Raw genomic sequence first — 21,714 nt, 5'->3', positions numbered from 1 at the left:
CTGTGAGGGCCTACCTCCTTCGCCGCACGGGTCAGGCGATCGTGGTGGTGATCGGCGTCATGATCGTGACGTTCGCGCTGATCCACCTCGAACCGGGCAGCGCCGCCCGCGCCACGCTCGGCATCAAGGCCAACCCCGAGCGGATCGCGGTCTTCAACGCCGCCAACGGCCTCAACCGGCCGTTGGCGGCGCAGTTCGCGACCTTCGTCAAGCAGGCCGCCGAGGGGAACTTCGGCACGTCGTACTCACTCCACCAGCCGGTGTCCACACTGATCGGCCAGCGGCTGCCGCGCGACGCGGTGCTGCTCGGGCTCTCGCTCGTGGTCGCCCTTGCCGTCGCCCTGCCGATGGGCATCTACCAGGCGGTGCGGCGGGACCGCGCCGCGGACCATGTCCTCACCGTCATCTCCTTCGTGCTCTATTCGATGCCGGACTTCTTCTTCGCGCTGCTGCTCGTCGCGCTCTTCTCGGTGCAGCTGCACCTGCTGCCCTCGCAGGCGCCGCAGGCCGAGTCCGTCGGCGGCATCCTCGCCGACCCGCGGGCCCTGGTACTGCCGGTGGTGACGCTCTCCCTGGTCAGCGTGGCGGGCTTCAGCCGGTACATGCGGTCCTCGGCCATCACCACCCTCGCCCAGGACTACGTCCTGGTGGCCAGGTCCAAGGGGCTGCCCGGGCGGCTGGTCCTGCGCCGGCACGTGCTGCGCAACTCGCTGCTGCCGGTCATCACGGTGCTCGGGCTGGCGGCACCGGGCATCGTCACCGGCGCGGTGATCGCCGAGTCGGTCTTCAACTACCCAGGTATGGGGCTGCTGTTCTACCAGGCCGCCACCAGCAAGGACTATCCGGTGCTGCTCGGTTCGACCCTGGTGGTCGGCGTGGCCACCGTCGTCGGCAGCCTGCTCGCCGACATCGCCTACAGTCTCCTCGACCCACGGATCCGCTATGACCGCGCATGACCCGGGGCCGGTCACAGCCGGCCCCCCGGAACCGCCGGACGGCGCCGGGCAGTCCGGACCGCCCGCGGAACCCGAGCTGCCCGGGAAGCCCACGGAACCCGAGCCGCCCGGACAGTCCGGCGCCCCTGCCCCCGGCCGGCCGCCGGAAGCCGGCCGGCTGACCGCCGCAAGCGGCTCCGGGCGGCTGCTGGCCGCCGCTTTCGTCCGCAACCGGCGGGCCCTGGTCGGGATGGGCATCGTCGCGGTGATCGCCGTGTTCTGCTTCATCGGTCCGCTGCTGTACCGGACCGACCAGGTCACCGTCCATCTGGATCTCGCCGAACTGCCGCCCGGCGGCGGCCGTCCGCTCGGCACCGACGCCTCCGGCTACGACGTACTGGGACGGCTGATGACGGGCGGGCGGTCCTCCCTCGAACTCGGTTTCGCGGTGGCCGCCGCGACCACCGTCATCGGCACCCTCTACGGCGCCTTCGCCGGCTACGTCGGCGGCCTCGTCGACGCGGTCATGATGCGGGCCGTCGACACCTTCCTCGCCATCCCCGGGCTGGTGCTGCTGCTGATCGTGGTCAGCATGTTCACGCCCTCCCTCTGGCTGATCGTGGTGCTGCTCTCGCTGCTGTCCTGGCTCGCGGCGGCCCGCCTGGTCAGGGGCGAGGTCCTCACCCTGCGGACCCGGGAGTACGTCCAGGCGGCGCGGATGATGGGCGGGACCGGCCGGCGTGTGGTGCTGCGCCACCTCGTCCCGAACGCGGCCGGCGTCATCATCGTCAGCGCCACCTTCACCATCTCCGACGCGATCCTCACCCTGTCCACGCTGAGCTTCCTCGGACTCGGGCTGCCGCCCCCGCACGCCGACTGGGGCACCATGCTCTCCAAGGGCCTCGACTACCTGTACGACGGCTACTGGTGGCTGGTGTACCCGCCCGCGGTGATCCTGATCATCACCGTCGTGGCGTTCAACCTGATCGGTGACGCCGTCCATGACGCGCTGGACGTCCGTCTGCAACGCCCGTGACCGCCGGGACCTCCGCGGCCGCCGCCCGTACCCGGGCCGGCGGCCGCGGCGCCGGCGACGAATCGAGGAGCGGTATGCCTCCCCTGCTTGAGGTACGCGATCTCACCACCCACATCAGAACCAGCCGCGGCACCGTACGGGCGGTGGAGAACGTGTCCTTCACACTGGCGGCCGGTGAGACGCTGGGCCTGGTCGGCGAGTCCGGCTGCGGCAAGTCCATGACCGGCCTGTCCCTCATGGGGCTCCTGCCGCCCGGCGGCGCCCTGGTCGACGGCTCCTCGGTGCTGCTGGACGGGCGCGAGCTGGTGGGGCTCCCCGAGCGCGAACTGCGGCAGGTGCGCGGCAACGACATCGCGATGGTCTTCCAGGACCCGATGACCTCGCTCGACCCCACCAGGACCATCGGCCACCAGGTCGCAGAACCCGTCCTGCTGCACCGCGGATGCACCCGGGCGGAGGCGGCGGAACGGGCCGCCGAGATCCTCGGCCTGGTCGGCCTGCCCCACCCCCGCGAACGCCTCAAGGACTACCCGCACCAGCTCTCCGGCGGCCTGCGGCAGCGGGTGCTGATCGCCATGGCACTCGTCAACGAACCCCGGGTACTGATCGCCGACGAGCCCACCACCGCCCTCGACGTCACCATCCAGGCGCAGATCCTCGCCCTGCTGGACGGCCTGCGGGAGCGGCTCGGCATGGCGATGATCCTCATCACCCACGACATGGGTGTCACCGCGGGCCACGCCGACCGCGTCAACGTCATGTACGCGGGCCGCATCGCCGAGAGCGCCGCCACCGGCCACCTCTTCGCCGGCATGCGGCACCCGTACACCCAGAGCCTGCTGGCCTCCGTGCCCCGGCTCACCCAGGACCCCGCGCGGCAGCTGCCCACCATCCCGGGGCTGCCACCGGACCTCCTCGACCCGCCCGCCGGCTGCCGCTTCGCCGACCGCTGCTCGTACGCGACCGAGCGGTGCCGCGCCGAAGAGCCGCCGCTCACCGGCCCCGGCGAGCACCGGTACGCCTGCTGGCATCCGACCGGCGGCCCGCTGCCGGCCAGTGCCACCGCGGTGGTGCCGCGGCCCGCCGCCCCCGCGGCGCCGGCGGCGAGCGGGCCGCTGCTCGAAGCGCGCGCCCTGGTGAGGGAGTTCCCGGTACGCGGTGGCCGGTTGCCGGGCCGCGCCAAGCGGGTCGTGCACGCGGTCTCCGAGGTCTCCTTCACACTCGGCCACGGTGAGACCTTCGGCCTGGTCGGTGAGTCGGGGTGCGGCAAGACCACCCTCGGCCGGCTGCTGGTCGGCCTGGACCGCCCGGACTCCGGGACGGTCAGCCTGGACGGCACCGACCTCGGCGGTCTGCGCGGCGGTGAACTGCGCCGGCGCCGCCGCGACCTGCAGATGGTCTTCCAGGACCCCTTCTCCTCCCTCGACCCCCGGATGCGGGTCGGCAGCATCCTGCGCGAACCGCTCCAGATCCAGGGCATCGGCACCGCCCGCGAGCAGAAAGCCCGTGTCGCCGAACTGCTGGCCGAAGTCGGCCTGCCCGAGCGGGGCCTTGAGCTCTTCCCGCACGAGTTCTCCGGCGGCCAGCGCCAGCGGGTCGGCCTCGCCCGCGCCCTCGCCCTCACCCCGAAACTGATCGTCGCCGACGAGCCGGTCTCCGCGCTGGACGTCTCGGTACGGGCCCAGGTGCTCAATCTGATGAAGCGGCTGCAGGCGGCGCACCGCCTGTCGTACGTCGTCATCTCGCACGACCTCGCGGTGGTCCGCTATCTCGCCGACCGGATCGGGGTGATGTACCTGGGGCAGCTGGTCGAGGTCGGCAGCGCCGACGACATCCACCTGCGGGCCGCGCACCCCTACACCAGTGGCCTGCTGAAGGCCGTGCCCGTCCCGGACCCCGCGACGGAGCGGGCCAAGGAAGGCACCGGCGTCCGCGGCGAGCTGCCCAGCCCGGCCGCCCCGCCCTCGGGCTGCCGCTTCCGTACCCGCTGCCCCCTGGCCCGCGACCGCTGCGCCGAAGAGGCCCCCGCCCTGCGCGCCTTCGGCCCCGGCCACACCGCCGCCTGCCACTTCCCGCTGCGGCAGCCCCTGCCGGACCCGTTGCCCGTCACATGCGGGTGAACCGGTCGATGTCCTCGTGGAACTCGGTGAGGGCCTGAGCGGTGAGCGTGGGGCGCGTGTCGGTGATCGCGGCGAGATAGTCGTCGGTGTGGGGCGGGGTGCCCTGATGGGTGGTGACCTCGCGTTCGAAGGCGGTGTGGGCGCCCTTGCGGGCGGCGAACTCGATGTCGGCGGGGGTGAACATCTCGCTGGCCGCGACGAGGCGGTGGAGTTCGACGTCGTCGGCGGCCTGGCCGAGGTAGCGCTGCCAGATCGCGGCGCGGGCCACCGGGTCGGGGGGACCGACGGGGATGACGTAGTCGAAGCGGCCGGGGCGCAGGAAGGCGGGGTCCAGGGAGCGTACGGAGTTGGTGGCGCAGATCAGCAGCCGGTCCTCGTGGTCGCGGAAGCCGGGGATGAGCTTGAGGAGTTCGTTGGTGACACCGTGGCCGGGGTCGACGGCCAGGCCGGAGCGGACACCGGCGATCTCCTCGACCTCGTCGATGAAGAGCACGACGGTCTCCAGCTCGGCCAGATCGGCGAATGTGTCCCGCAGCGCGCCGGCCATGCTGGCAGCGTCGCCGGCCGCGAGCCGGGAGGGGAAGAGCTCCACGAACGGCCAGTCGAGCCGGGAGGCGACGGCCTTGGCGAAGCTGGTCTTGCCGGTGCCCGGCGGCCCGAAGAGGATCACCGCCTTCGGCGGCCTCACTCCGTAACGGTCGGCCAGCGCCGGCTCGGCGAGCGGCAGGACGATCCGCCGTTCGATGGCCTCCTTCTCCCGCTCCATGCCCGCGAGCGCCCCCCACAGGCCCTGGGGTTCCACCCGCCCGCCGAGCTCCGCGAGCAGTCCCGCGTCGCTCGCGCCGAGATGCTCGACCTTCTCGTAGAAGTTCAGCCCGGTGCGGGTCCGGTAGCCGGAGTGCTCCAGTGCGGCGGCGCCGGTGGCCTCCGGGGCGAGCAGCGCGCCGATCCTGCGGACACCCTGCGGACGCAGCCGCCGCTCCAGCTCGGCGATGAGCGCGCTGCCGATCCCGCGGTTGTGCCACATCGGGGCGAGGGCGACCAGGGTGATCCAGGCCCGCTCGCCCTGGGCCTGCGCCACCGCCATGCCCACCAGTTCGTCGCCGACCACGGCGACCACCGCGACCACGGCCCGTTCCGCGGACTCCCCGGTGCGGGCGGCGGCCATGACCTCCGAGAGGGCGAAGACCGGCGGCGAGGCGTCCGCCGGCCGGTCCTGGTCCCAGATCTGGATGGCACGGTCGAGATCGTCACCGTGGAAGTCCCGCAGTCGCCACGTCGGCATCGTCGTCACCTCGCCGGCATCGTCGTCACCGCGTCGCAGATCGCCACCGGAGCCGCCGTTCCTCATTGTGCGTGAGGATCGCCGCCCCGGCGACCGGAGCCCGGGCGGCGGGCCGGGCGCGGCTGGCCGGGGGTCCTGGGGGAAGCCGCCGGCGGCTCGCCCGTCTTCGCCTCCGCGTCACCTGGCGCTCGCCTTCTCCTCACCGACGGCGCTCAAAGTTGGCTGTACAACTTGCGGCACCTTGCACCACCCCGCACCACGAAGGAGAACGTCATGACGGCACAACCAGGGACCGAATCCCCCGACAGCACCCTGTCCGCGCGGGTCGCGGCGCTGCCGGCGGCCTGGCTGCGCGACAACTGCCCGTGCCCGCAGTGCCGGGACCCGCGGTCCGGCCAGAAGCTCTTTCAGATCACCGACCTGCCGTACGGGCTGTCCGTCACGGCGGTGACGGAGCTGAGCGGTCCCGCCGAGCCGACGGTGGAGGTGCGGTGGGAGCCCGACGGACACCGGTCGCCCTTCCCGGTGGCCTGGCTCGACGCCCACCGGCCCGCGGACCGCGTTGTCACCGGGGACGGCCGCACCGAGACGGACAAGGAGCTGTGGCGCGCGGCGGACCTGGCCGGGCGGCTGCCGGAGGCGGACTGGGCCGGCTATGTCGCCGCACCCGCCGAGCGGGCCCGGGTGCTCGAAGCCGTCCAGCGGCTCGGCTTCGCACTGCTGCGGAACGTACCCCGGCGCGACGGGCAGGTGCTGGCGGTCGCCGAGACCTTCGGCTTCGTCCGGGAGACCAACTACGGCAGGCTCTTCGACGTCCGGGTGGAGCCCGACCCCAACAACCTCGCCTTCACCTCCGCCCGGATCACCCCGCACACGGACAACCCGTACCGCGACCCGGTCCCCACCCTGCAGTTGCTGCACTGCCTGGAGAACACCGCGGCCGGCGGGGACTCCGGGCTCGTCGACGGCTTCGCCGCGGCGGCGCTGCTGCGGACCGAGGACCCGGAGGCGTTCGCGGTCCTGACCCGTACGCCTGTCCCCTTCGTCTTCCGCGACGGCCGCACCGCCTTGCGCGCGGACCGCCCGCTGATCGGCCTGGACCCGCGCGGGCGGATACGCGAGGTCCGCTTCAACAACCGGTCGACCGGCACTCTGCGGCTCCCCGCGGCGGAGCTGGACGCGTTCTACGCCGCCTACCGCGGCTTCGCCGAACTCCTGGTCAGGCCGGGGCTGCGGCTGGACTTCCGGCTCACCCCGGGCGACTGCCTGATCTTCGACAACACCCGGCTGCTGCACGCGCGTACCGCCTTCGAGCAGGCGGGAGGCCGGCACCTGCAGGGCGCGTACGCCGACCTGGACGGGCTGGCGAGCACCCTCGCCGTCCTGCGGCGGGCGGACACCCTCGACCCGCTGGCCGAGCTGTTCGACGGGCCAGGCTCGGCGGAGTACCTCGGCGAGGACGTCACCATGGCCGAGCACATGCTGCAGGCCGGCGCGCTGGCCGAGGCGGCGGGCGCCGCGCCGCACCTGGTGGCCGCCGCGCTCCTGCACGACGTCGGCCACTTCCGCGGACCCGTGACGGGCGCGGAACTCATGGCCGGCACCGACAACCGGCACAGCCACACGGGTGCGGACCTGCTGGCGCGCTGGTTCGGCCCGGAGGTCACCGAGCCCGTACGGCTGCACGTCGCCGCGAAGCGCTACCTCTGCGCGGTCGAGCCCGGCTACCGGGCGGGGCTGTCCGCCGCCTCCGAGCACACCCTCCAGGTGCAGGGCGGTCCGATGACCGGAGAGGAGGCGGCGGCCTTCGCCCGGCTGCCGCACGCCGCCGACGCCGTCGCAGTCCGCCGCTGGGACGAGCGGGCGAAGGAACCGCACGCCGGCCCGGTGGACTTCGCGCACTTCCTGCCGCTGCTCGGCTCGCTGCTGCCCGGGTAGGCGCCTCCGCCGGGACGTGCGCCGCGCCGTGCCCCCGGGCGCGGCGCCCTCTGCGGGAAGCGCGCTCAGGGCGTGCGGCGGTGGCGGCGCGAGAGCGCGGATCCGGCGATGGAGTTGTGGACGGTGAACGCGACCGTGCCGGGGAGGTAGCGGTCCTCCGACCACTCGACAGGCGCGCCGACCGGGTCGGTGGAGCGGCGGCGTTCGCGCAGCAGTGCCTCACCCGTTCGGCACTCCAGCAGACGGGCGTCGTCGGCGTCCGCCAGCACCAGGTCGATGGTGTGGTCGGCATCGGCGAAGACGACGCCCCGCTCCTGGAGCGGCTCGGTGTGCGAGACCGCGTCCGCGGGTATCGCGGCCACCAACTCCCCCACCCACACCGGGTAGACGCTCCGCTCCACCATCACCGGCCGGCCGGACAGCGTCCGTACCCGCAGTACGGCGACGACCTGCGCGCCGGGGTCCAGGCGCAGCTGCTCGCTCTCCCGCGCGTCGGCGGCGCGCCGCTCCAGCCGCTCCACCCGGCCCCCCGGCTCCTCGCCGACCGAGCGGGCCCAGCTGGTGAAGCTCACCAGCTCGGAGAAGCTCTGCACGCGGGTCGTGCCGAGCACCACCCGCCGGGTGCCGCGCCGGGAGGTGACCAGGCCGTCGGCCCGCAGGGCGGCGAGCGCCTGGCGGATGGTGCCGCGGGAGACCCCGTACCGCTCGGCCAGCGCGCTCTCCGCGGGAAGTTTGCCGCCCGACCCGTAGTCACCGGCCGCTATGGCCTCACGGAGGTCGGCCGCGACCTTGCGGTAGAGCGTGCCCTTCGCCGGCTCCGCGCTGTCACCCTGCAACGTCCCTCCTCGGTCACCGCACTCCGGTCGCGCGTTCTCCGCCCCGCCGGACCCTATCTGCTCTCTGTCACCAGGCGTCTCCGCCGGCCGGCCGGCCGCCGCCGGGGTCGTCGACATTCCGCCACCATCCCCCTGAAGTCGCCGGATTGTTCATCCGCCGGACACCGGCGTCGGGCGTACTGGTGAAAGTTGTACAGCCAACCCGGCGTTTTGTCGCCGGTCATCTGACAGTGCGCCGCTCGCACGTCGCTTCTCCAGGAGGAATCCCCGTGACAGTCCACCGTGTCCGCGCCGCCGCTGTGGCCGCCGGGCTCACCGTCGCCGCGCTCGCCCTGACCGGCTGCGGCTCCTCCTCCGGCAGCTCGTCGTCCGCCGCCGGCGGCGGCAAGAACGCGGCGACGGCCACCTCCGCCGCGGACTTCGGCGGGATGACCGCGCTGGTCGCCGCCGCCAAGAAGGAGGGAACGCTCAACGCCATCGCGCTTCCCCCGGACTGGGCCAACTACGGCGCCATCATCAGCGCCTTCGAGAAGAAGTACGGGATCAAGGTCGCCGACGAGAACCCCGACGGCGCCAGCCAGGACGAGATCACCGCGATCACCTCCCGCAAGGGACAAAACCGCGCCCCCGACGTGGTCGACCTGGGCAACTCCTTCGCGCTCAGCGCCGCCTCGCAGGGCATCCTGGCCCCTTACAAGGTCGCCACCTGGGACGACATCCCGGCCGCCCAGAAGGACCCGAACGGCCTGCGCTACGACGACTACGGCGGCTATGTCTCCATCGGCTGCGACGCCAAGGCCGTCAAGGAGTGCCCCACCACCTTCGCCGACCTGCTCAAGCCGCAGTACAAGGGCCAGGTCGCGATGAACGGCGACCCGACCAAGTCGGGTTCGGCGTTCGGCGGCGTCTACGCGGCGGCGCTGGCCAACGGCGGTTCGCTGGACAACATCCAGCCCGGCCTGGACTTCTTCCACAAGCTGAAGGCGAACGGCAACTTCAACCCGGTGGAGTCCACCCCGGCGACCGTCGAAAAGGGCGAGACGCCGATCAGCATCGACTGGGACTACCTCAACGCCGGCTACGCCAAGGAGTTCGCGGCCAAGGGCCTGAACTGGAAGGTCGCCGTGCCCGCCGACGGCCAGTACGCGCAGTACTACAGCCAGGCGATCAACAAGTACGCCCCGCACCCGGCCGCCGCCCGGCTGTGGGAGGAGTTCCTCTACAGCGCCGAGGGCCAGAACCTGTGGCTGCAGGGCTTCTCCCGTCCGGCCGAGCTGCCGGCCATGACGCAGAAGGGCACCGTGGACCAGGCGGCCGCCGCGAAGCTCCCGGCGGTCTCCGGCGCACCGCAGTTCCCGACCTCCGCCCAGGTCGACGCGGCCCAGAAGGCCGTGCTCGCCGGCTGGGCCAAGGCCGTGAGCTGACCGGCACCATGACCACGGCTCGCGCCGCGACGCCGTCCCCCGCCGCCGGCCCCTCTTCGCAGGAGGCCGGCGGCGGCGGGACCGCTTCCGCCCCCACTTCGCGCAAGGACAGCCTCCGCCGCCGGCCGCGCGCCGCCGGATGGCTCGCCGTCCTGCCCCTGATCGTCTTCGTCCTCGTGGTCTTCGGCCTGCCGGCCTTCGCGATCGTCACCAACGCCTTCAAGACCTCGGGGGGCACGCCCGGCGGCCGGCACTGGACCACCGGCAACCTCAGCCAGTCGGTGCACGGCGCCTACCTCACCGCACTGTGGGGCAGCGTCAAACTCTCCGCGCTCACCGCGGCGCTCGGTGTGCTGCTCGGACTGCCGCTCGCCCACGCCGTGGTGACCTCCCGCTTCCGGGCCCTGCGCGAAGGGGTACTGGCCGCTTCCGGCGTGCTGGCCAACTTCGGCGGGGTGCCGCTCGCGTTCGCCTTCGTCGCCACCCTCGGCAACTCCGGCGAGCTGACCCGCGCGCTGGACCTCGGCAAGCACGGCTGGAGCCTGTACTCCTTCACCGGCCTGACGATCGTCTACCTGTACTTCCTCGTGCCGCTGATGGTGCTCACCATCACGCCGGCGCTGGACGGCCTGCGGGTCCAGTGGCGCGAGGCGGCGCAGAACAACGGCGCGACCACCCGCCAGTACTGGCTGCACGTCGCGCTGCCCATCCTGGCTCCCTCGCTGCTGGGCGGCTTCGTCCTGCTCTTCGGGAGCGCGTTCGCCGCCTACGCCACCGCGGCGGCCATCGTCGGCAGCTCCGTACCGCTGATCACCCTGCAGATCGCCAACGCGCTGTCCGGCAACGTCCTTGCCGGACAGGGCAATGTGGCCCTGGCGCTGAGCCTGGACATGATCGTGATCGCGGGCGTGGTAATGGCCCTCTACATTCCCCTTCAGCGCAGGAGCGCACGATGGCTGCACTGACCCCGCCCGCCCCCACCGCCGTGCGGCCGGCTCCGGAACCCGCCGGACGCCGCCGCCGTCCGCGGGTGTGGCGCGGGGTCGTCGGGCTGATCGCGGCGCTGTACTTCCTCGGCCCGATGGTCTTCTCGGTGATCTTCACGGTGGACGTGCCGGGCGAGGGGCTCACCGCGAGTTCCTACAGCGGCATCTTCGGCGCCGAGGGTTTCTGGAGCAGCCTCCGGCTGACCCTCGAACTCGCCGCCGCGACCACGGCGGTGACACTGCTGCTGCTCGTGCCCGCGCTCATCGCGGTGCGCCTGACCGCCCCCCGGCTGCGGGTCCTGGTGGAGGTGCTCTGCTCGCTGCCCCTGGTGGTGCCCGCGGTGGCACTGACCGCGGGCATCAGTTCGGTGCTCCAGTGGGGTCCTGACGACTTCGCGGACACCCCGCTCTTCCAGACCTTCAACGCGATCCAGAACCCCGGCTTCCCGGTGATCCTGCTGCTCGCCTACGTCCTGATGGCGCTGCCGCTGGCGTACCGGACGCTGGACGCGGGGATGCGCGCCCTCGACCTCCCGACCCTGGTGGAGGCGGCCCGCAACTGCGGTGCCAACTGGCCGCGGACCGTTCTCCAGGTCGTGCTGCCGAATCTGCGCGGCGCCCTGCTGAACACCGGATTCATCACGCTGGCGCTGGTGCTCGGCGAGTACACCGTCGCGTCCATCCTCGGGTACCAGCCGTTCGCGGTGTGGATCGTCACCATCGGCGGCAGCAACGCACAGCTGTCGGTGTCCGTGTCGGTGCTCAGCCTCGTCCTCACCTGGGTCCTGCTGCTGGTGCTCGCCGCCGCCGGACGCGGGCGCTCGTCCCGCGCCCCGCGCAGGAGCCCCGGGAGCGCCGCCCCCGACCACACCGTCCTGGAGAACTCGTGACCGCCACCACCACAGGAATGTTCGCGTCCGTCCGCGGGACCGGCGGTGCCACCGTGGAATTCCGCGGGCTGCACCGCACGTTCGGCCCCACGGTGGCGCTGGACGGCCTGGACCTGACCGCGCACCCGGGTGAACTGCTGGCGCTGCTGGGGCCGTCCGGCTGCGGCAAGACCACCGCGCTGCGGATGCTGGCCGGCTTCGAGCACCCGGACGCCGGCGAAGTGCTGCTGGACGGCAAGGACATCACCGGCGTGCCCGCTCATCGGCGTGACGCCGGGATGGTGTTCCAGTCCTACAGCCTCTTCCCGCACCTGACCGCTGCCGAGAACGTCGCCTTCGGCATGCGGATGCGCGGCACCGGAAAGGCCGAACGGCTGAGTCTGGCCGGGGAGTTGCTCGACCTGGTGGGCCTGGCCCGGCTCGCCGACCGGTTCCCGCACCAGATGTCCGGCGGCCAGCAGCAACGCGTCGCGCTGGCCCGGGCGTTGGCGCTGCGGCCCCGGGTGCTGCTGCTGGACGAACCGCTGTCCGCACTCGACGCCAAGGTCCGCCTCGCGCTGCGCGAGGAGATCCGCCGGCTCCAGCAGGACCTGGGGATCACCACCTTGTTCGTGACCCACGACCAGGAGGAGGCCCTGTCGATGGCCGACCGGGTGGCCGTGCTGCGCGCCGGGCGGCTGGAACAGGTCGCGGTTCCCGCGGAGTTGTACGCGCGGCCCGCCACGGCGTTCGTCGCCGAGTTCGTCGGCACGATGAGCCGCATCCCCGCGGCCCGGGCCGCCGACGGCCGGCAGGTCGAGGTGCTGGGCGTCCGGCTGCCGGTGGAGGGCGAACTGCCCGCCGGCGGCGAACTGGACGCCCTGGTACGGCCGGAGGCGGTGCGGATCGCCGCCGACCCGCACGGCGGCGCCACAGTGGTGGCCGCCTCCTTCCTCGGCGCGATCACCCGGATCACGGTGCGCCTCACGGACGGCACCGAGGTCAAGGCCGACCTGCCGACCGAGACGGCGGCGGCCCTGGCGCTGGGCTCCGCGGCCACCCTGACGCTGCCCGAACGCCCCGTTCTGGTGGACCGCAGGGCCGTCTGACCCCTTTCCCTGCCGTGGCGCCCGGGTGCGTACCGTGACGTACGCGCTCCGGCGCCCGGCCCGGCATGCGCACCGGCCGGTACCGACCCGAATCGGTACCGACCCGAGTGCGGCCCCGTCCAGCTCCCCATCGAGGAAGGGCATTCGTGCACTCCCGTACCACCCCTGCCCGTCCTGTCCGTCCTGCCGCCGTCCTGTTCGACATGGACGGCACGCTCGTCGACACCGAACATCTGTGGTGGCGGGCCGTCACCGAGGTCGCGGACCGGCTCGGACACCGGCTGACCGACACCGACCTGCCGGAGGTGCTCGGCCGGCCGGTCGCGCACACCGCGGGCCATCTGCACCGGATCACCGGTGAGGCGGCGCCCGAGGACCGGATCGCCCGGGAACTCGACGACGCCTTCGCGGCACGTGTGGCCGGCGACGTGACTCCGCGGCCCGGCGCGCTGCGGCTGCTGGCCGAACTCCAGGACGCCGCGGTGCCCGCCGCCCTGGTCACCGCGTCCCCGCGGCGGATCGTCGACCTGGTGCTGCTGACGCTGGGGGCGGACTGGTTCGCGCTCACCGTGGCGGCCGAGGACACCGTCCGCACCAAGCCCGATCCGGCGCCTTACCGCACCGCGGCGGCCCGGCTCGGTGTCCCGCCGGAGGCCTGTGTCGCGGTGGAGGACAGCCCGCCCGGCCTCGCCTCGGCGCGGGCGGCCGGCTGCCAGGTGGTCGCGGTCCCGTCCACCGTGCCGATCGCCGCGGAGCCCGGTGTCGTGGTGGTCGGCAGCCTGGAGGCGGTCGATCTGGCGCTGCTGTCCACACTCGTCGCCGCCCGGGTCTGAGCCCGATCACCTTTCCGGAGTCACCGTGCCCTACCTGCTTCTCGGCCTCGCCATCGTCTCCGAGATCTGCGCCACCAGCTGTCTGAAGCTCACCGAGGGATACACCCGGCTGTTGCCCACGATCGGCGTGGCGATCGGCTACGTGCTGTCGTTCGTGCTGCTCGGACTGGCGCTCAAGCACATACCGGTGTCCATCGCGTACGCCATCTGGTCGGGGGTGGGTACCGCGGCGGTCGCCGCCATCGGGGCGGCCGCCTTCGGCGAGTCGCTGGGGTGGCACCAGTGGGCGGGCATCGCCCTGGTCATCGTCGGTGTCGTGGTCCTGAACATCCACAGCGCGCACTGACCGCGTCACCGCGTAACCCGGCGCGGCCTCGGCTCTTGCCCGGCACGAACCTGTCGGCCACCGCCCGGCCGCCCGCCATGTCCCGTTCACGGGCCATTCCCGAGCGAACCGCTTACTGGGCTGAGTTGTACAGCCAACTTGCCCCACCTCACCGCGGCAGCGTCCACCCCTGCCGCCGACACCCGGCGCCGGGCCCCACGGGAGCCCCGTCACCCAGCCCACTGATCCGGTCCCGGCCGCCCGCGCGCCCGGACCGGGCGGAGAGGATTCGTGCACCCATGCCACCCCTTCCCACCGTGGCGTCCTCGAGCAGCACCCTCACCCTCGCCTCACCGGCCGCCCCGCACGTGGGCGACAAACTGACGTTCAGCTGGACCACCGACACCCCCAACGCCAAGAACTGGATCGGCCTGTACGGCCCCGCCACCTCGCCGGGCAGCGGCTCCTCCTGGGTGTGGTCGTACGTCACGGCGGCGGCGTCGGGCAGCACCACCGTCAACACCTCGGCCCTGGCGGGCGGTCCGTACACCGCCTACCTGCTGTACGACGACGGCAATCAGATCCTCGCCCAGGCCGGCCCGATCACCTTCACCGAGTCCGGCGACAGCCTCGTCATCACCTCGCCGGCCGCCCCGCACGAGGGCGACAAGCTGACCTTCAGCTGGACCACGGCCTCCCCCAACGCCAAGAACTGGGTGGGCATCTACGACGGTGACCGGCAGCCCGGCAACGGCGCCTCCACCGTCTGGGCGTACTCCGCCGGCGGCTCCGGCACCCTCACCCTGGACACCTCCGGCCTGACCGGCGGCCCGTACACCGCCTACCTGCTCTACGACGACCTGTACCCGGTCCTCGCCAGGACCGCGCCCTTCAGCTTCACGCCCGTCGTGGCCCCGCACGAGGCCGTGGACGCCGTCACCGTGCCGGTCACCGCCGGCGACACGGTCGAAGTCCCGCTGGGGAACCTGTGGATCAGGCCGGACGGCAACCGGCCCGGCAGCCCGGCCTACCGGCGCCTGTCCGGCGACTCCTGGCTGTCGGTCACCGCCGACGGCACCGTCACCGGCACCGCGCCCGGCCGGGCGCCCAGGACGCCGGGCCGGATCGTGGTCGGCGTGCAGGACAGCGCGGTGGGCACCGACACCGTCACCGTCGAGGTGCCGGTGCGCTCCGCCAAGGACGAGCTCACCTTCAAGATCGCCTCCTTGAACCTCTGGGACGCCGGAACGCATGTCGAGGGCCCGCTGGAGAAGCAGGCGCGGGTGGTGCTCACCCAGGGCCTCGACATCGTCGCGCTGCAGGAGACCGGCGGCACCGCCGCCCGGACCCTCGGACAGGCACTGGGCTGGCACGCCTACCAGAGCGCCGGGAGCCTCGGCATCGTCAGCCGCTATCCGCTGAGCGACGTCACCGGCCCGACGGCGTCCCTGCCCGCGGCTTCCGCCACCGTACGGCTGCCGGGCGGCCACACCGTACGGCTGTGGGTGGCGCAGCTGGACGAGACCGGCTACGGGCCGTACGCGGTGGCCGCCGGCCTGAACGCGGCCCGCCTGGTGGCGGCGGAGAAGCAGACCGTCCGCTTCCAGCAGGCCCAGAAGCTGGCCGCCGCGATGCGGACCCACCTCAACTCCTCCACCCCGGTGGTGCTCGCGGCCGGCCTCGCCTCCCCCTCGCACCTCGACTGGACCTCCCGCACCGCTGCCGCCCACGGCGGCATCGGGGCCGTGGCCTGGCCGGTCACCGAGACCCTGCAGAAGGCCGGGCTCACCGACGCCTTCCGGGAGGCCAACCCCAACCCGGTCAAGGCCCCCGGCATCACCTGGTCACCGGTCCGCCCGGCGCACGACGGCGGCGGCGCCGAGCCCCAGGACCGCATCGACCAGATCCAGTACGCCGGCCGGCTGAAGGTCCTCCAGGCCCACAGCCTCACCACCGGCTGGCCGAAGCCGGTGCCCGGCACCGGCGCCAACGGCTGGCCCTCCGACCACGCCGCGGCAGTCGTCACCTTCGCCCTGCGCACCGCCCGCTGACTCCGCACGACCGCAAAGGACTCGCATCCCATGACCCCGATCAGCCGCCGTACCTTCGTCGGCACCGCAGCGGCGGCCGGAGCGACCGCCGCCATCGGACTGCCCGGCACGACCGGCACCGCCGAGGCCGCGACCCGCCACCACGGCAGCGTCGACGACGTGCAGCACGTCGTCGTCCTGATGCAGGAGAACCGGAGCTTCGACCACTACCTGGGCACCCTGAACGGCGTCCGCGGCTTCGGCGACAAGCAGGGCGTGGTCTTCCCCAACGGCAACCCGGTCTTCCGGCAGCCCGACGCCGGGCGCGCCGAGGGCTACTCCCTTCCGTTCAGGTTCGACACCGCCACGTTCAAGGCGCAGGACTTCGGCGGCCTCGACCACGGCTGGGACTCGGGCCACCAGGCGGTCAACAACGGCGCCCAGAACCAGTGGGTCGCCGCCAAGGGCCGTTACACCATGGGGTACTTCACCCGAGAGGACATCCCCTTCCAGTACGCCATGGCCGATGCCTTCACCGTCTGCGACCACTACTGCACCTCGCTCAACGGCCCCACCGATCCCAACCGCCTCTATCTGTGGACCGGCACCCCGGGTCCCGGCGTCGACGGCACCACCGGTCCCTTCACCGACAACTCGATCGTCACCGAGAACCCGGTGGGCGACTGGACGACCTATGCCGAACGGCTCCAGAAGGCGGGCGTGAGCTGGCGCGTCTACCACAACCCGAACGGCTCGGACGATGAGAACGGCGACTACGACGACAACGCGCTGTCGTACTTCGAGCAGTTCGCCAACGCGCCGAAGGACTCGCCGCTGTTCGTCAACGCGATGACCAAGTACGACCTGACGGCCTTCGACGCGGACTGCAGGAACAACACGCTGCCGACGGTCTCCTGGCTGGTGGCTCCCTTCAACTACTGCGAGCACCCGAGTGCCGGGCCCGACTGGGGTGCCTGGTGGGTCAACCGGGCACTGCGCTCGCTGATGTCCCGTCCCGAGGTCTGGAAGAGCACCGTCTTCCTCGTGATGTACGACGAGAACGACGGCTTCTTCGACCATGTCGTCCCGCCGTACGCGGAGGCCGGCACCAAGGACGAGTTCGTGGACGGCAAGCCGATCGGGCTGGGCAGCCGGGTGCCCATGTGGGTCTGCTCGCCGTGGTCGCGCGGCGGCTGGGTCAACTCCCAGGTGTTCGACCACACCTCGGTGCTGCGCTTCCTGGAGGTCGTCACCGGCGTCCACGAGCCCAACATCTCGCAGTGGCGCCGTACGGTCTGCGGTGACCTCACCACCTGCTTCGACTTCACCCGCCCCGACTACAGCATCCCCAGGCTACCGGACACCGACGAGCTCAAGGCGAGGGCGACCGCGCAGCACTCGCTGCCCGCGGTGCAGGCGCCCGCCGACGGCCGGCAGGTGATGCCCGTCCAGGAGCCCGGGGACCGGCCGCACCGCGACCTGCCCTACCGCCCGTGGGCGGACGTCTCGGTGGACCGGCGCACCGGCAAGGTGACCTGCACCCTGGCCAACGAGGGTTCCGTGGGCTACGTCTTCACCGTGCTGCCCAACATCCTGCGCCCCTTCAGCGGAACGCCGTTCCTGGTCACGCCGGGTGCCTCGCGCACGTATGTGTGGGACACCACCACGACCGACGGCCGTTACGACTTCTCGGTGTACGGCGCCGACGGCTTCGTGACGCGTTGCGCCGGCACGGTGGTGCCCGACGGCCAGACCGATGTGGCGCTCCCCTCGGTCACCGCCAGACTCGACGCCAGGCACCCGCAGGACGCATCGATCGACCTCAGACTCGCCAACGACGGTGACACCGAGGTCGCCTTCACCCTCTCCGCCAACGACTTCGGTACCGACACCCGCACGATTCGCGTCAAGCCCCGCTCCCGCACCACGGCCACCTGGCACACCGACCGCGGCCGGTACGACTTCACCGTCACCGCGGCCACCGGCACCCGCTTCGCCCAGCGCTATGCCGGCACCGTCCACCCCTCCTGACCCGCCTCAGGGGCGGGCCCCGACCAAGGGCTCGCCCCGGCTGAGGGGACCGGGGTCAGTCGGCGAAGGCGACGGATGCCGCGAGGTCCCGCTGGGATTCGAGTGCGGTGAGACGTTCGGTGAGTGCGGTGTGGACGGCCCCGTAGGTGTCGGAGCCGAGAGTGAGCCGCAGGGGCGGGACCGGAACGCGGGTGGTGTCGTAGATGGCGGCGGCGAGCCGGGCCGGGTCGCCGGTGAGGGAACTGTCGTCCGTGGCCTCCAGCGAGCGCCGCGTCTGTCCGACGGCGTTGTCGCGGTAGGGGGCCGTTTCTGTGGTGTAGCGCAGGGCGGAGAGGAAGCCGGTGCGAGTGCCGCCCGGTTCCACCAGCGTCAGGTGGACGTTGAAGTCGGCGACTTCGCGGCTGACGCTCTCGGTGAAGCCTTCCAGCCCCCACTTGCCCGCGTGATAGGCGCTGTGGGTGGGGATGCCGACCTGGCCGCCCATGCTGGAGATCTGGATGATCCGGCCGCCGCCCTGCTCCCGCATCGGTTTCAGGAAGGCGCGGGTGATCAGCATCGGAGCGAGCAGAAGGACCTCGATCTGGTCGCGGATCTGCTCGACCGTCATCTCCTCGGCGGCGCCCACGACCGCGTACCCGGCGTTGTTGACCACGATGTCCACCGGACCTGAGCGCAGCGTCCTGCCGACCACCCGGTCGATGTCGCCCGGCCGGGTCACGTCGAGGGTCTCGACGGCCAGCCGTTCGCCGTACCTCTCGCGGAGGTCGTCCAGTGCCGCGGGCCGGCGGACCGTGGCGGTGACGCGGTCGCCCTGCCGGAGGGCGTGCCCGGTGATGTGGCGGCCCAGGCCGCCGGAGGCGCCGGTGACGAACCAGTGGCGTACGGCCTTGTCGGCGGGAGTGGGCATGGGAAGCTCCTGGCGTAGAGTATTAACGGAATGCGTTCCGCTTACCAGTTAAGCGGAACGCATTCCGGAATGCAATCGGAGACCGGCCCCGGAGGAACCCGCATGCCCACCACCCCCCGCCGGACCAGGAGCGACGCGCGGCAGAACCGGGAACGGCTGCTGGAGGTCGCCGCACAGGTCTTCGCCGAGCAGGGGCTGGACACCGCGCCGGCCGCCATCGCCAAGCAGGCGGGCGTCGGGGTCGGCACGCTCTACCGGCACTTCCCCACCCGGGAGGCCCTCATCGACGCCGCCTACCAGCGGCGGCTCACCCTCGTCTGCGAGAAGGCGACCGACCTCCTCCCGGGACGCTCGGCCGCCGAGGCCACCCGGGCGTGGATGACGGACTTCCTCCACTACGCCACGGCCAAGAGCGGGATGTCCGAGGCGCTCAACGCGGTCATCGCCTCCGGAGTCGACCCCTACGCCGACAGCCACGCACTTCTCACCGGCGCCGTCGGCACCCTGCTCCGGGCCGGTGCCCAGGACGGCACCCTGCGCACCGACGTCACCTCCGACGACGTCCTCCTCCTGATGGGCGGCATCGCCTACTCCGTACGCCACGGCACCAAGGAGCAGGCCGGCCGGCTCGTCGACCTCCTCATGGACGCCCTGACCAAGGACCAAACCGCGAACTGAGCGACCCCCACACCGTCACGCGGATTCCCCGGCGAACGACCCGCCGCGCACGGCAGACCCGGCCATCGCACCGCCGTCACCCCCACGGCCGCACCCCGCGGCCCGGCGACGCGTGTGACAGCGGGCCGCGGGCCACCCTGGAACCGCCGGCGGGTGACGGAGCCGACCGGCCGGCCGGTTGCCGGGTGAAAGACGATCAGCGAGGAAGGACCTTCCGAAGCTGTCGGGCCGACTCCGTCGACACCATGCTGCTGCATCCATCATGCTGTTGCAAGTTATTCGCAATAGTGGCCTAAGGTGGGCGGCGGCACGTTGACGACCACTGGGGAAAGGGGCCGTGCCCGATGGGTACCTACGCTCTGCCGGACCTGCCGTACGACTACTCCGCCCTCGCACCGGCGATCACCGGCGAGATCCTGGAACTGCACCACGCCAAGCACCACGCCGCGTACGTGAAGGGCGCCAACGACTCGCTGGAGCAGATCGCGGAGGTCCGCGACAAGGACGCGATCACCCCGACCGGCCTGGTCGGTCTGGAGAAGACCTTCGCGTTCAACCTGTCGGGCCACGTACTGCACTCGATCTTCTGGCAGAACCTCTCCCCCGACGGCGGTGACCGCCCCGACGGCACGCTGGCCACCGCGATCGAGGAGCACCTCGGCGGCTTCGAGGCGTTCAAGAAGCAGCTCACCGTGGCCACATCCAGCGTCCAGGGCTCCGGCTGGGGTGTGCTGGCCTGGGAGCCGCTGGGCAGGCGGCTGATCGTCGAGCAGGTCTACGACCACCACGGCAACGTCGGCCAGGGCACCACCCCGCTGCTGGTCTTCGACGCCTGGGAGCACGCGTACTACCTGCAGTACAAGAACGTCCGCCCCGACTACGTCACCAAACTCTGGGACCTCGTCAACTGGGCGGACGTCCAGGCCCGTTACACCGCCGCGACCGCCGCCGTGGCCGGGTGAGCGAGCGGCGTCACGGCGGCGGGCCGGGCCGGAGGCCGGAGAACGGCTTCCGGCCCGTTCGCTCCGCCACGGAGCCGACCGGCGCACCGGCGGGCCTGCCGGCCGGCCGGATCAGGAAACCTGGTCGAGCAGTTCGTCGAAGGCCGCCGGAAGCTGCCGCCAGGCACGGGGCCCGCCGGCGTGTTCGGCATCGGTGAGCAGGCACGAGTCCAGGAGTTCGGTGAGCCCGTCCCGGTCGAGGCCGGGTGGGGTGAAGACCAAGTGCTGGCGGCGGTCGCCGCGTTCGGGGTCCCGGTCCAGCGCCGCCGCGGCCCTGCGGGTGCCGCTTTCCCGGTCCCATGCCGCGTCGGGAAGCGAGGCCAGCCAGCGTCCGGCGGCCTCGACGCACAAGGCGCCGCCCGCGGCCTCCCAGGACAGCAGCACATCGGGGCGGTCGGCGAGCCAGAAACGACCGCGGCTCCGCGCCGCCGCACACACCACGTCCTCCAGCGCGTCGAAGAGCCGCTCCGGGTGGAACGGGCGCCGGCGCCGCCAGACGAGGGTCGACACCCCCGCTCCGTCCGCGTCGTGCGGCAGGCGCGCCGAGGCGGGGTGCTGAGCCGCGGCGGCAGCGGCGACATCGAAACCGGCGAACGCCTCCGTCACGAGCGCGGGCGTGCCGGCCACCACCTGACGGTGGCGGGTGCTGCGCACGTCGCACATCGTGTCCACGCACCGGGATGCCCGCGAGGTCGAGTACTCACTGGTCGACGAACACGTGGCGCACATCGTCCTGGACGCCATCCGCCACTCCGCCGAGTAACCCGGCACCGCGGGCACCGCGGATATCGCGTTCTTTGCCCGCACACCCCTGGCCCACGCACCCTCCGCCCGCACACCCGGTGGCGGCTCGGCGGCGCCTACCGCTGCGGGCCGTCCCCTTCGGCAGCCGGGCGGTAGCGCTCGCGCATCGCCGGGCTCGCCGCCGGTCCCGCGGTGAACACATAGGCGTCGCTGTCGTCGAGTCGGCGGCCGGTCTTCGCGTCGACCACCACGGGTTCGACCTCTTCCCCGCTGCCGGCGTCGACGAGGATCATGCTGCGCTGCTCGGGCGTGAGACGGGAGTTGCCCCAGGCGGCCAGGGCGACGATCACCGGACGCAGGGAACGGCCCAGCTCGGTGAGGACGTACTCGTGGCGGACCGGGTTGGTTCGGTACGGGCGGCGCTCCAGGAGCCCGTCCTCGACCAGCGTCTTCAGACGTGTGGTCAGCATGCTGGAGGAGATGCCGAGGCTCTGCTGGAACTGGTCGAAGCGCGTATAGCCGTCGAAGGCGTCATGGAGCAGGAGCAGCGTCCACCACTCGCCGACGTGCTGCACGGTCGTGGACAGCGGGCACTCCCGGTCCTCCAGTCTGATCCGGCTCGCCACG

Annotated in this window: 18 protein-coding genes and 1 pseudogene; 14 read left to right on the top strand and 5 right to left on the bottom strand. The window is 72.3% G+C overall.

All coding sequences use genetic code 11. From position 1 onward, the window contains the following. Positions 1-2: 2 nt before the first annotated feature. From OG552_RS32795 to OG552_RS32785, 3 genes are all read left to right on the top strand, one after another. The gene (locus OG552_RS32795) at positions 3-956 is read left to right on the top strand and encodes an ABC transporter permease (RefSeq protein WP_329139202.1); all 954 of its coding nucleotides are present in this window, start codon (positions 3-5) and stop codon (positions 954-956) included. After that, positions 943-1,971, top strand: coding sequence for an ABC transporter permease subunit (locus tag OG552_RS32790; RefSeq protein ID WP_329139200.1), 1,029 nt, complete (start codon positions 943-945; stop codon positions 1,969-1,971). Before OG552_RS32795 ends, OG552_RS32790 begins: the two co-directional genes overlap by 14 nt. A 74-nt stretch (positions 1,972-2,045) precedes the next feature. Continuing rightward, entirely contained in the window at positions 2,046-4,091 is a 2,046-nt protein-coding gene (locus tag OG552_RS32785) for an ABC transporter ATP-binding protein (RefSeq protein WP_329139198.1), read from the top strand. On the opposite strand, the gene OG552_RS32780 is transcribed toward OG552_RS32785, so the two are convergent. Then, positions 4,078-5,376 (bottom strand): ATP-binding protein, encoded by a 1,299-nt coding sequence (locus OG552_RS32780; RefSeq protein WP_329139196.1) that lies wholly within the window; start codon positions 5,374-5,376, stop codon positions 4,078-4,080. The two genes, OG552_RS32785 and OG552_RS32780, sit on opposite strands and share 14 nt — an antisense overlap. Before the next feature lie 273 nt (positions 5,377-5,649). On the opposite strand from OG552_RS32780, the gene tmpA reads away from it, so the two are divergent. After that, entirely contained in the window at positions 5,650-7,314 is a 1,665-nt protein-coding gene (gene tmpA, locus OG552_RS32775) for a 2-trimethylaminoethylphosphonate dioxygenase (RefSeq protein ID WP_329139195.1), read from the top strand. Between the two features lie 65 nt (positions 7,315-7,379). On the opposite strand, the gene OG552_RS32770 is transcribed toward tmpA, so the two are convergent. Next, positions 7,380-8,150, bottom strand: coding sequence for a GntR family transcriptional regulator (locus OG552_RS32770; protein WP_329139193.1), 771 nt, complete (start codon positions 8,148-8,150; stop codon positions 7,380-7,382). A 269-nt stretch (positions 8,151-8,419) separates the two neighbouring features. On the opposite strand from OG552_RS32770, the gene OG552_RS32765 reads away from it, so the two are divergent. The 8 genes from OG552_RS32765 (at position 8,420) to OG552_RS32730 (ending at position 17,757) form a co-directional block, all read left to right on the top strand. Further along, a complete protein-coding gene (locus OG552_RS32765) occupies positions 8,420-9,574 on the top strand; it encodes an ABC transporter substrate-binding protein (protein ID WP_329139191.1) in 1,155 nt (384 codons plus the stop codon). A gap of 8 nt (positions 9,575-9,582) precedes the next feature. Next, the gene (locus OG552_RS32760) at positions 9,583-10,539 is read left to right on the top strand and encodes an ABC transporter permease (RefSeq protein ID WP_329139189.1); all 957 of its coding nucleotides are present in this window, start codon (positions 9,583-9,585) and stop codon (positions 10,537-10,539) included. Further along, entirely contained in the window at positions 10,527-11,450 is a 924-nt protein-coding gene (locus tag OG552_RS32755) for an ABC transporter permease (protein WP_329139187.1), read from the top strand. Before OG552_RS32760 ends, OG552_RS32755 begins: the two co-directional genes overlap by 13 nt. Positions 11,451-11,467: 17 nt before the next feature. Further along, positions 11,468-12,538 (top strand): ABC transporter ATP-binding protein, encoded by a 1,071-nt coding sequence (locus OG552_RS32750; RefSeq protein WP_329141321.1) that lies wholly within the window; start codon positions 11,468-11,470, stop codon positions 12,536-12,538. Positions 12,539-12,684: 146 nt separating this feature from the next. Beyond that, positions 12,685-13,371 (top strand): HAD family hydrolase, encoded by a 687-nt coding sequence (locus OG552_RS32745; protein ID WP_329139184.1) that lies wholly within the window; start codon positions 12,685-12,687, stop codon positions 13,369-13,371. A 25-nt stretch (positions 13,372-13,396) separates the two neighbouring features. Next, the gene (locus tag OG552_RS32740) at positions 13,397-13,717 is read left to right on the top strand and encodes a DMT family transporter (RefSeq protein WP_329139183.1); all 321 of its coding nucleotides are present in this window, start codon (positions 13,397-13,399) and stop codon (positions 13,715-13,717) included. A gap of 278 nt (positions 13,718-13,995) precedes the next feature. Beyond that, positions 13,996-15,747 (top strand): endonuclease/exonuclease/phosphatase family protein, encoded by a 1,752-nt coding sequence (locus tag OG552_RS32735; RefSeq protein ID WP_329139181.1) that lies wholly within the window; start codon positions 13,996-13,998, stop codon positions 15,745-15,747. Between the two features lie 30 nt (positions 15,748-15,777). Further along, positions 15,778-17,757, top strand: coding sequence for a phosphocholine-specific phospholipase C (locus tag OG552_RS32730; protein WP_329139179.1), 1,980 nt, complete (start codon positions 15,778-15,780; stop codon positions 17,755-17,757). Positions 17,758-17,812: 55 nt separating this feature from the next. On the opposite strand, the gene OG552_RS32725 is transcribed toward OG552_RS32730, so the two are convergent. Further along, on the bottom strand, positions 17,813-18,664 hold the full coding sequence (locus tag OG552_RS32725) for an SDR family oxidoreductase (RefSeq protein ID WP_329139177.1): 852 nt from the start codon (positions 18,662-18,664) through the stop codon (positions 17,813-17,815). Between the two features lie 102 nt (positions 18,665-18,766). Between OG552_RS32725 and OG552_RS32720 the strand changes: the two genes are divergently transcribed. After that, positions 18,767-19,342 (top strand): TetR/AcrR family transcriptional regulator, encoded by a 576-nt coding sequence (locus tag OG552_RS32720; RefSeq protein WP_329139175.1) that lies wholly within the window; start codon positions 18,767-18,769, stop codon positions 19,340-19,342. A gap of 344 nt (positions 19,343-19,686) precedes the next feature. Next, entirely contained in the window at positions 19,687-20,304 is a 618-nt protein-coding gene (locus tag OG552_RS32715) for a superoxide dismutase (RefSeq protein ID WP_329139173.1), read from the top strand. A gap of 111 nt (positions 20,305-20,415) precedes the next feature. Here the strand turns inward: OG552_RS32715 and OG552_RS32710 are convergent. Next, positions 20,416-20,946 (bottom strand): annotated as a pseudogene (locus OG552_RS32710) (GTP-binding protein); the annotation flags it as partial. 257 nt (positions 20,947-21,203) lie between these two features. Next, entirely contained in the window at positions 21,204-21,713 is a 510-nt protein-coding gene (locus OG552_RS32705; RefSeq protein ID WP_329139171.1) for a winged helix-turn-helix transcriptional regulator, read from the bottom strand. Position 21,714: the final 1 nt, after the last annotated feature.

It is taken from the genome of Streptomyces sp. NBC_01476 (assembly GCF_036227265.1).
In the GTDB taxonomy this organism is placed as follows: Bacteria; Actinomycetota; Actinomycetes; order Streptomycetales; family Streptomycetaceae; genus Actinacidiphila.
This window is presented reverse-complemented; position numbering and strand designations above follow the sequence as displayed.

Coding starts and splice junctions, on each gene's coding strand:
- OG552_RS32790 (WP_329139200.1), top strand. CDS start 943: ATGACCGCGCATGACCCGGGGCCGGTCACAGCCGGCCCCCCGGAACCG.
- OG552_RS32785 (WP_329139198.1), top strand. CDS start 2,046: ATGCCTCCCCTGCTTGAGGTACGCGATCTCACCACCCACATCAGAACC.
- OG552_RS32780 (WP_329139196.1), bottom strand. CDS start 5,376: ATGCCGACGTGGCGACTGCGGGACTTCCACGGTGACGATCTCGACCGT.
- tmpA (WP_329139195.1), top strand. CDS start 5,650: ATGACGGCACAACCAGGGACCGAATCCCCCGACAGCACCCTGTCCGCG.
- OG552_RS32760 (WP_329139189.1), top strand. CDS start 9,583: ATGACCACGGCTCGCGCCGCGACGCCGTCCCCCGCCGCCGGCCCCTCT.
- OG552_RS32755 (WP_329139187.1), top strand. CDS start 10,527: ATGGCTGCACTGACCCCGCCCGCCCCCACCGCCGTGCGGCCGGCTCCG.
- OG552_RS32750 (WP_329141321.1), top strand. CDS start 11,468: ATGTTCGCGTCCGTCCGCGGGACCGGCGGTGCCACCGTGGAATTCCGC.
- OG552_RS32735 (WP_329139181.1), top strand. CDS start 13,996: ATGCCACCCCTTCCCACCGTGGCGTCCTCGAGCAGCACCCTCACCCTC.
- OG552_RS32730 (WP_329139179.1), top strand. CDS start 15,778: ATGACCCCGATCAGCCGCCGTACCTTCGTCGGCACCGCAGCGGCGGCC.
- OG552_RS32725 (WP_329139177.1), bottom strand. CDS start 18,664: ATGCCCACTCCCGCCGACAAGGCCGTACGCCACTGGTTCGTCACCGGC.
- OG552_RS32720 (WP_329139175.1), top strand. CDS start 18,767: ATGCCCACCACCCCCCGCCGGACCAGGAGCGACGCGCGGCAGAACCGG.
- OG552_RS32715 (WP_329139173.1), top strand. CDS start 19,687: ATGGGTACCTACGCTCTGCCGGACCTGCCGTACGACTACTCCGCCCTC.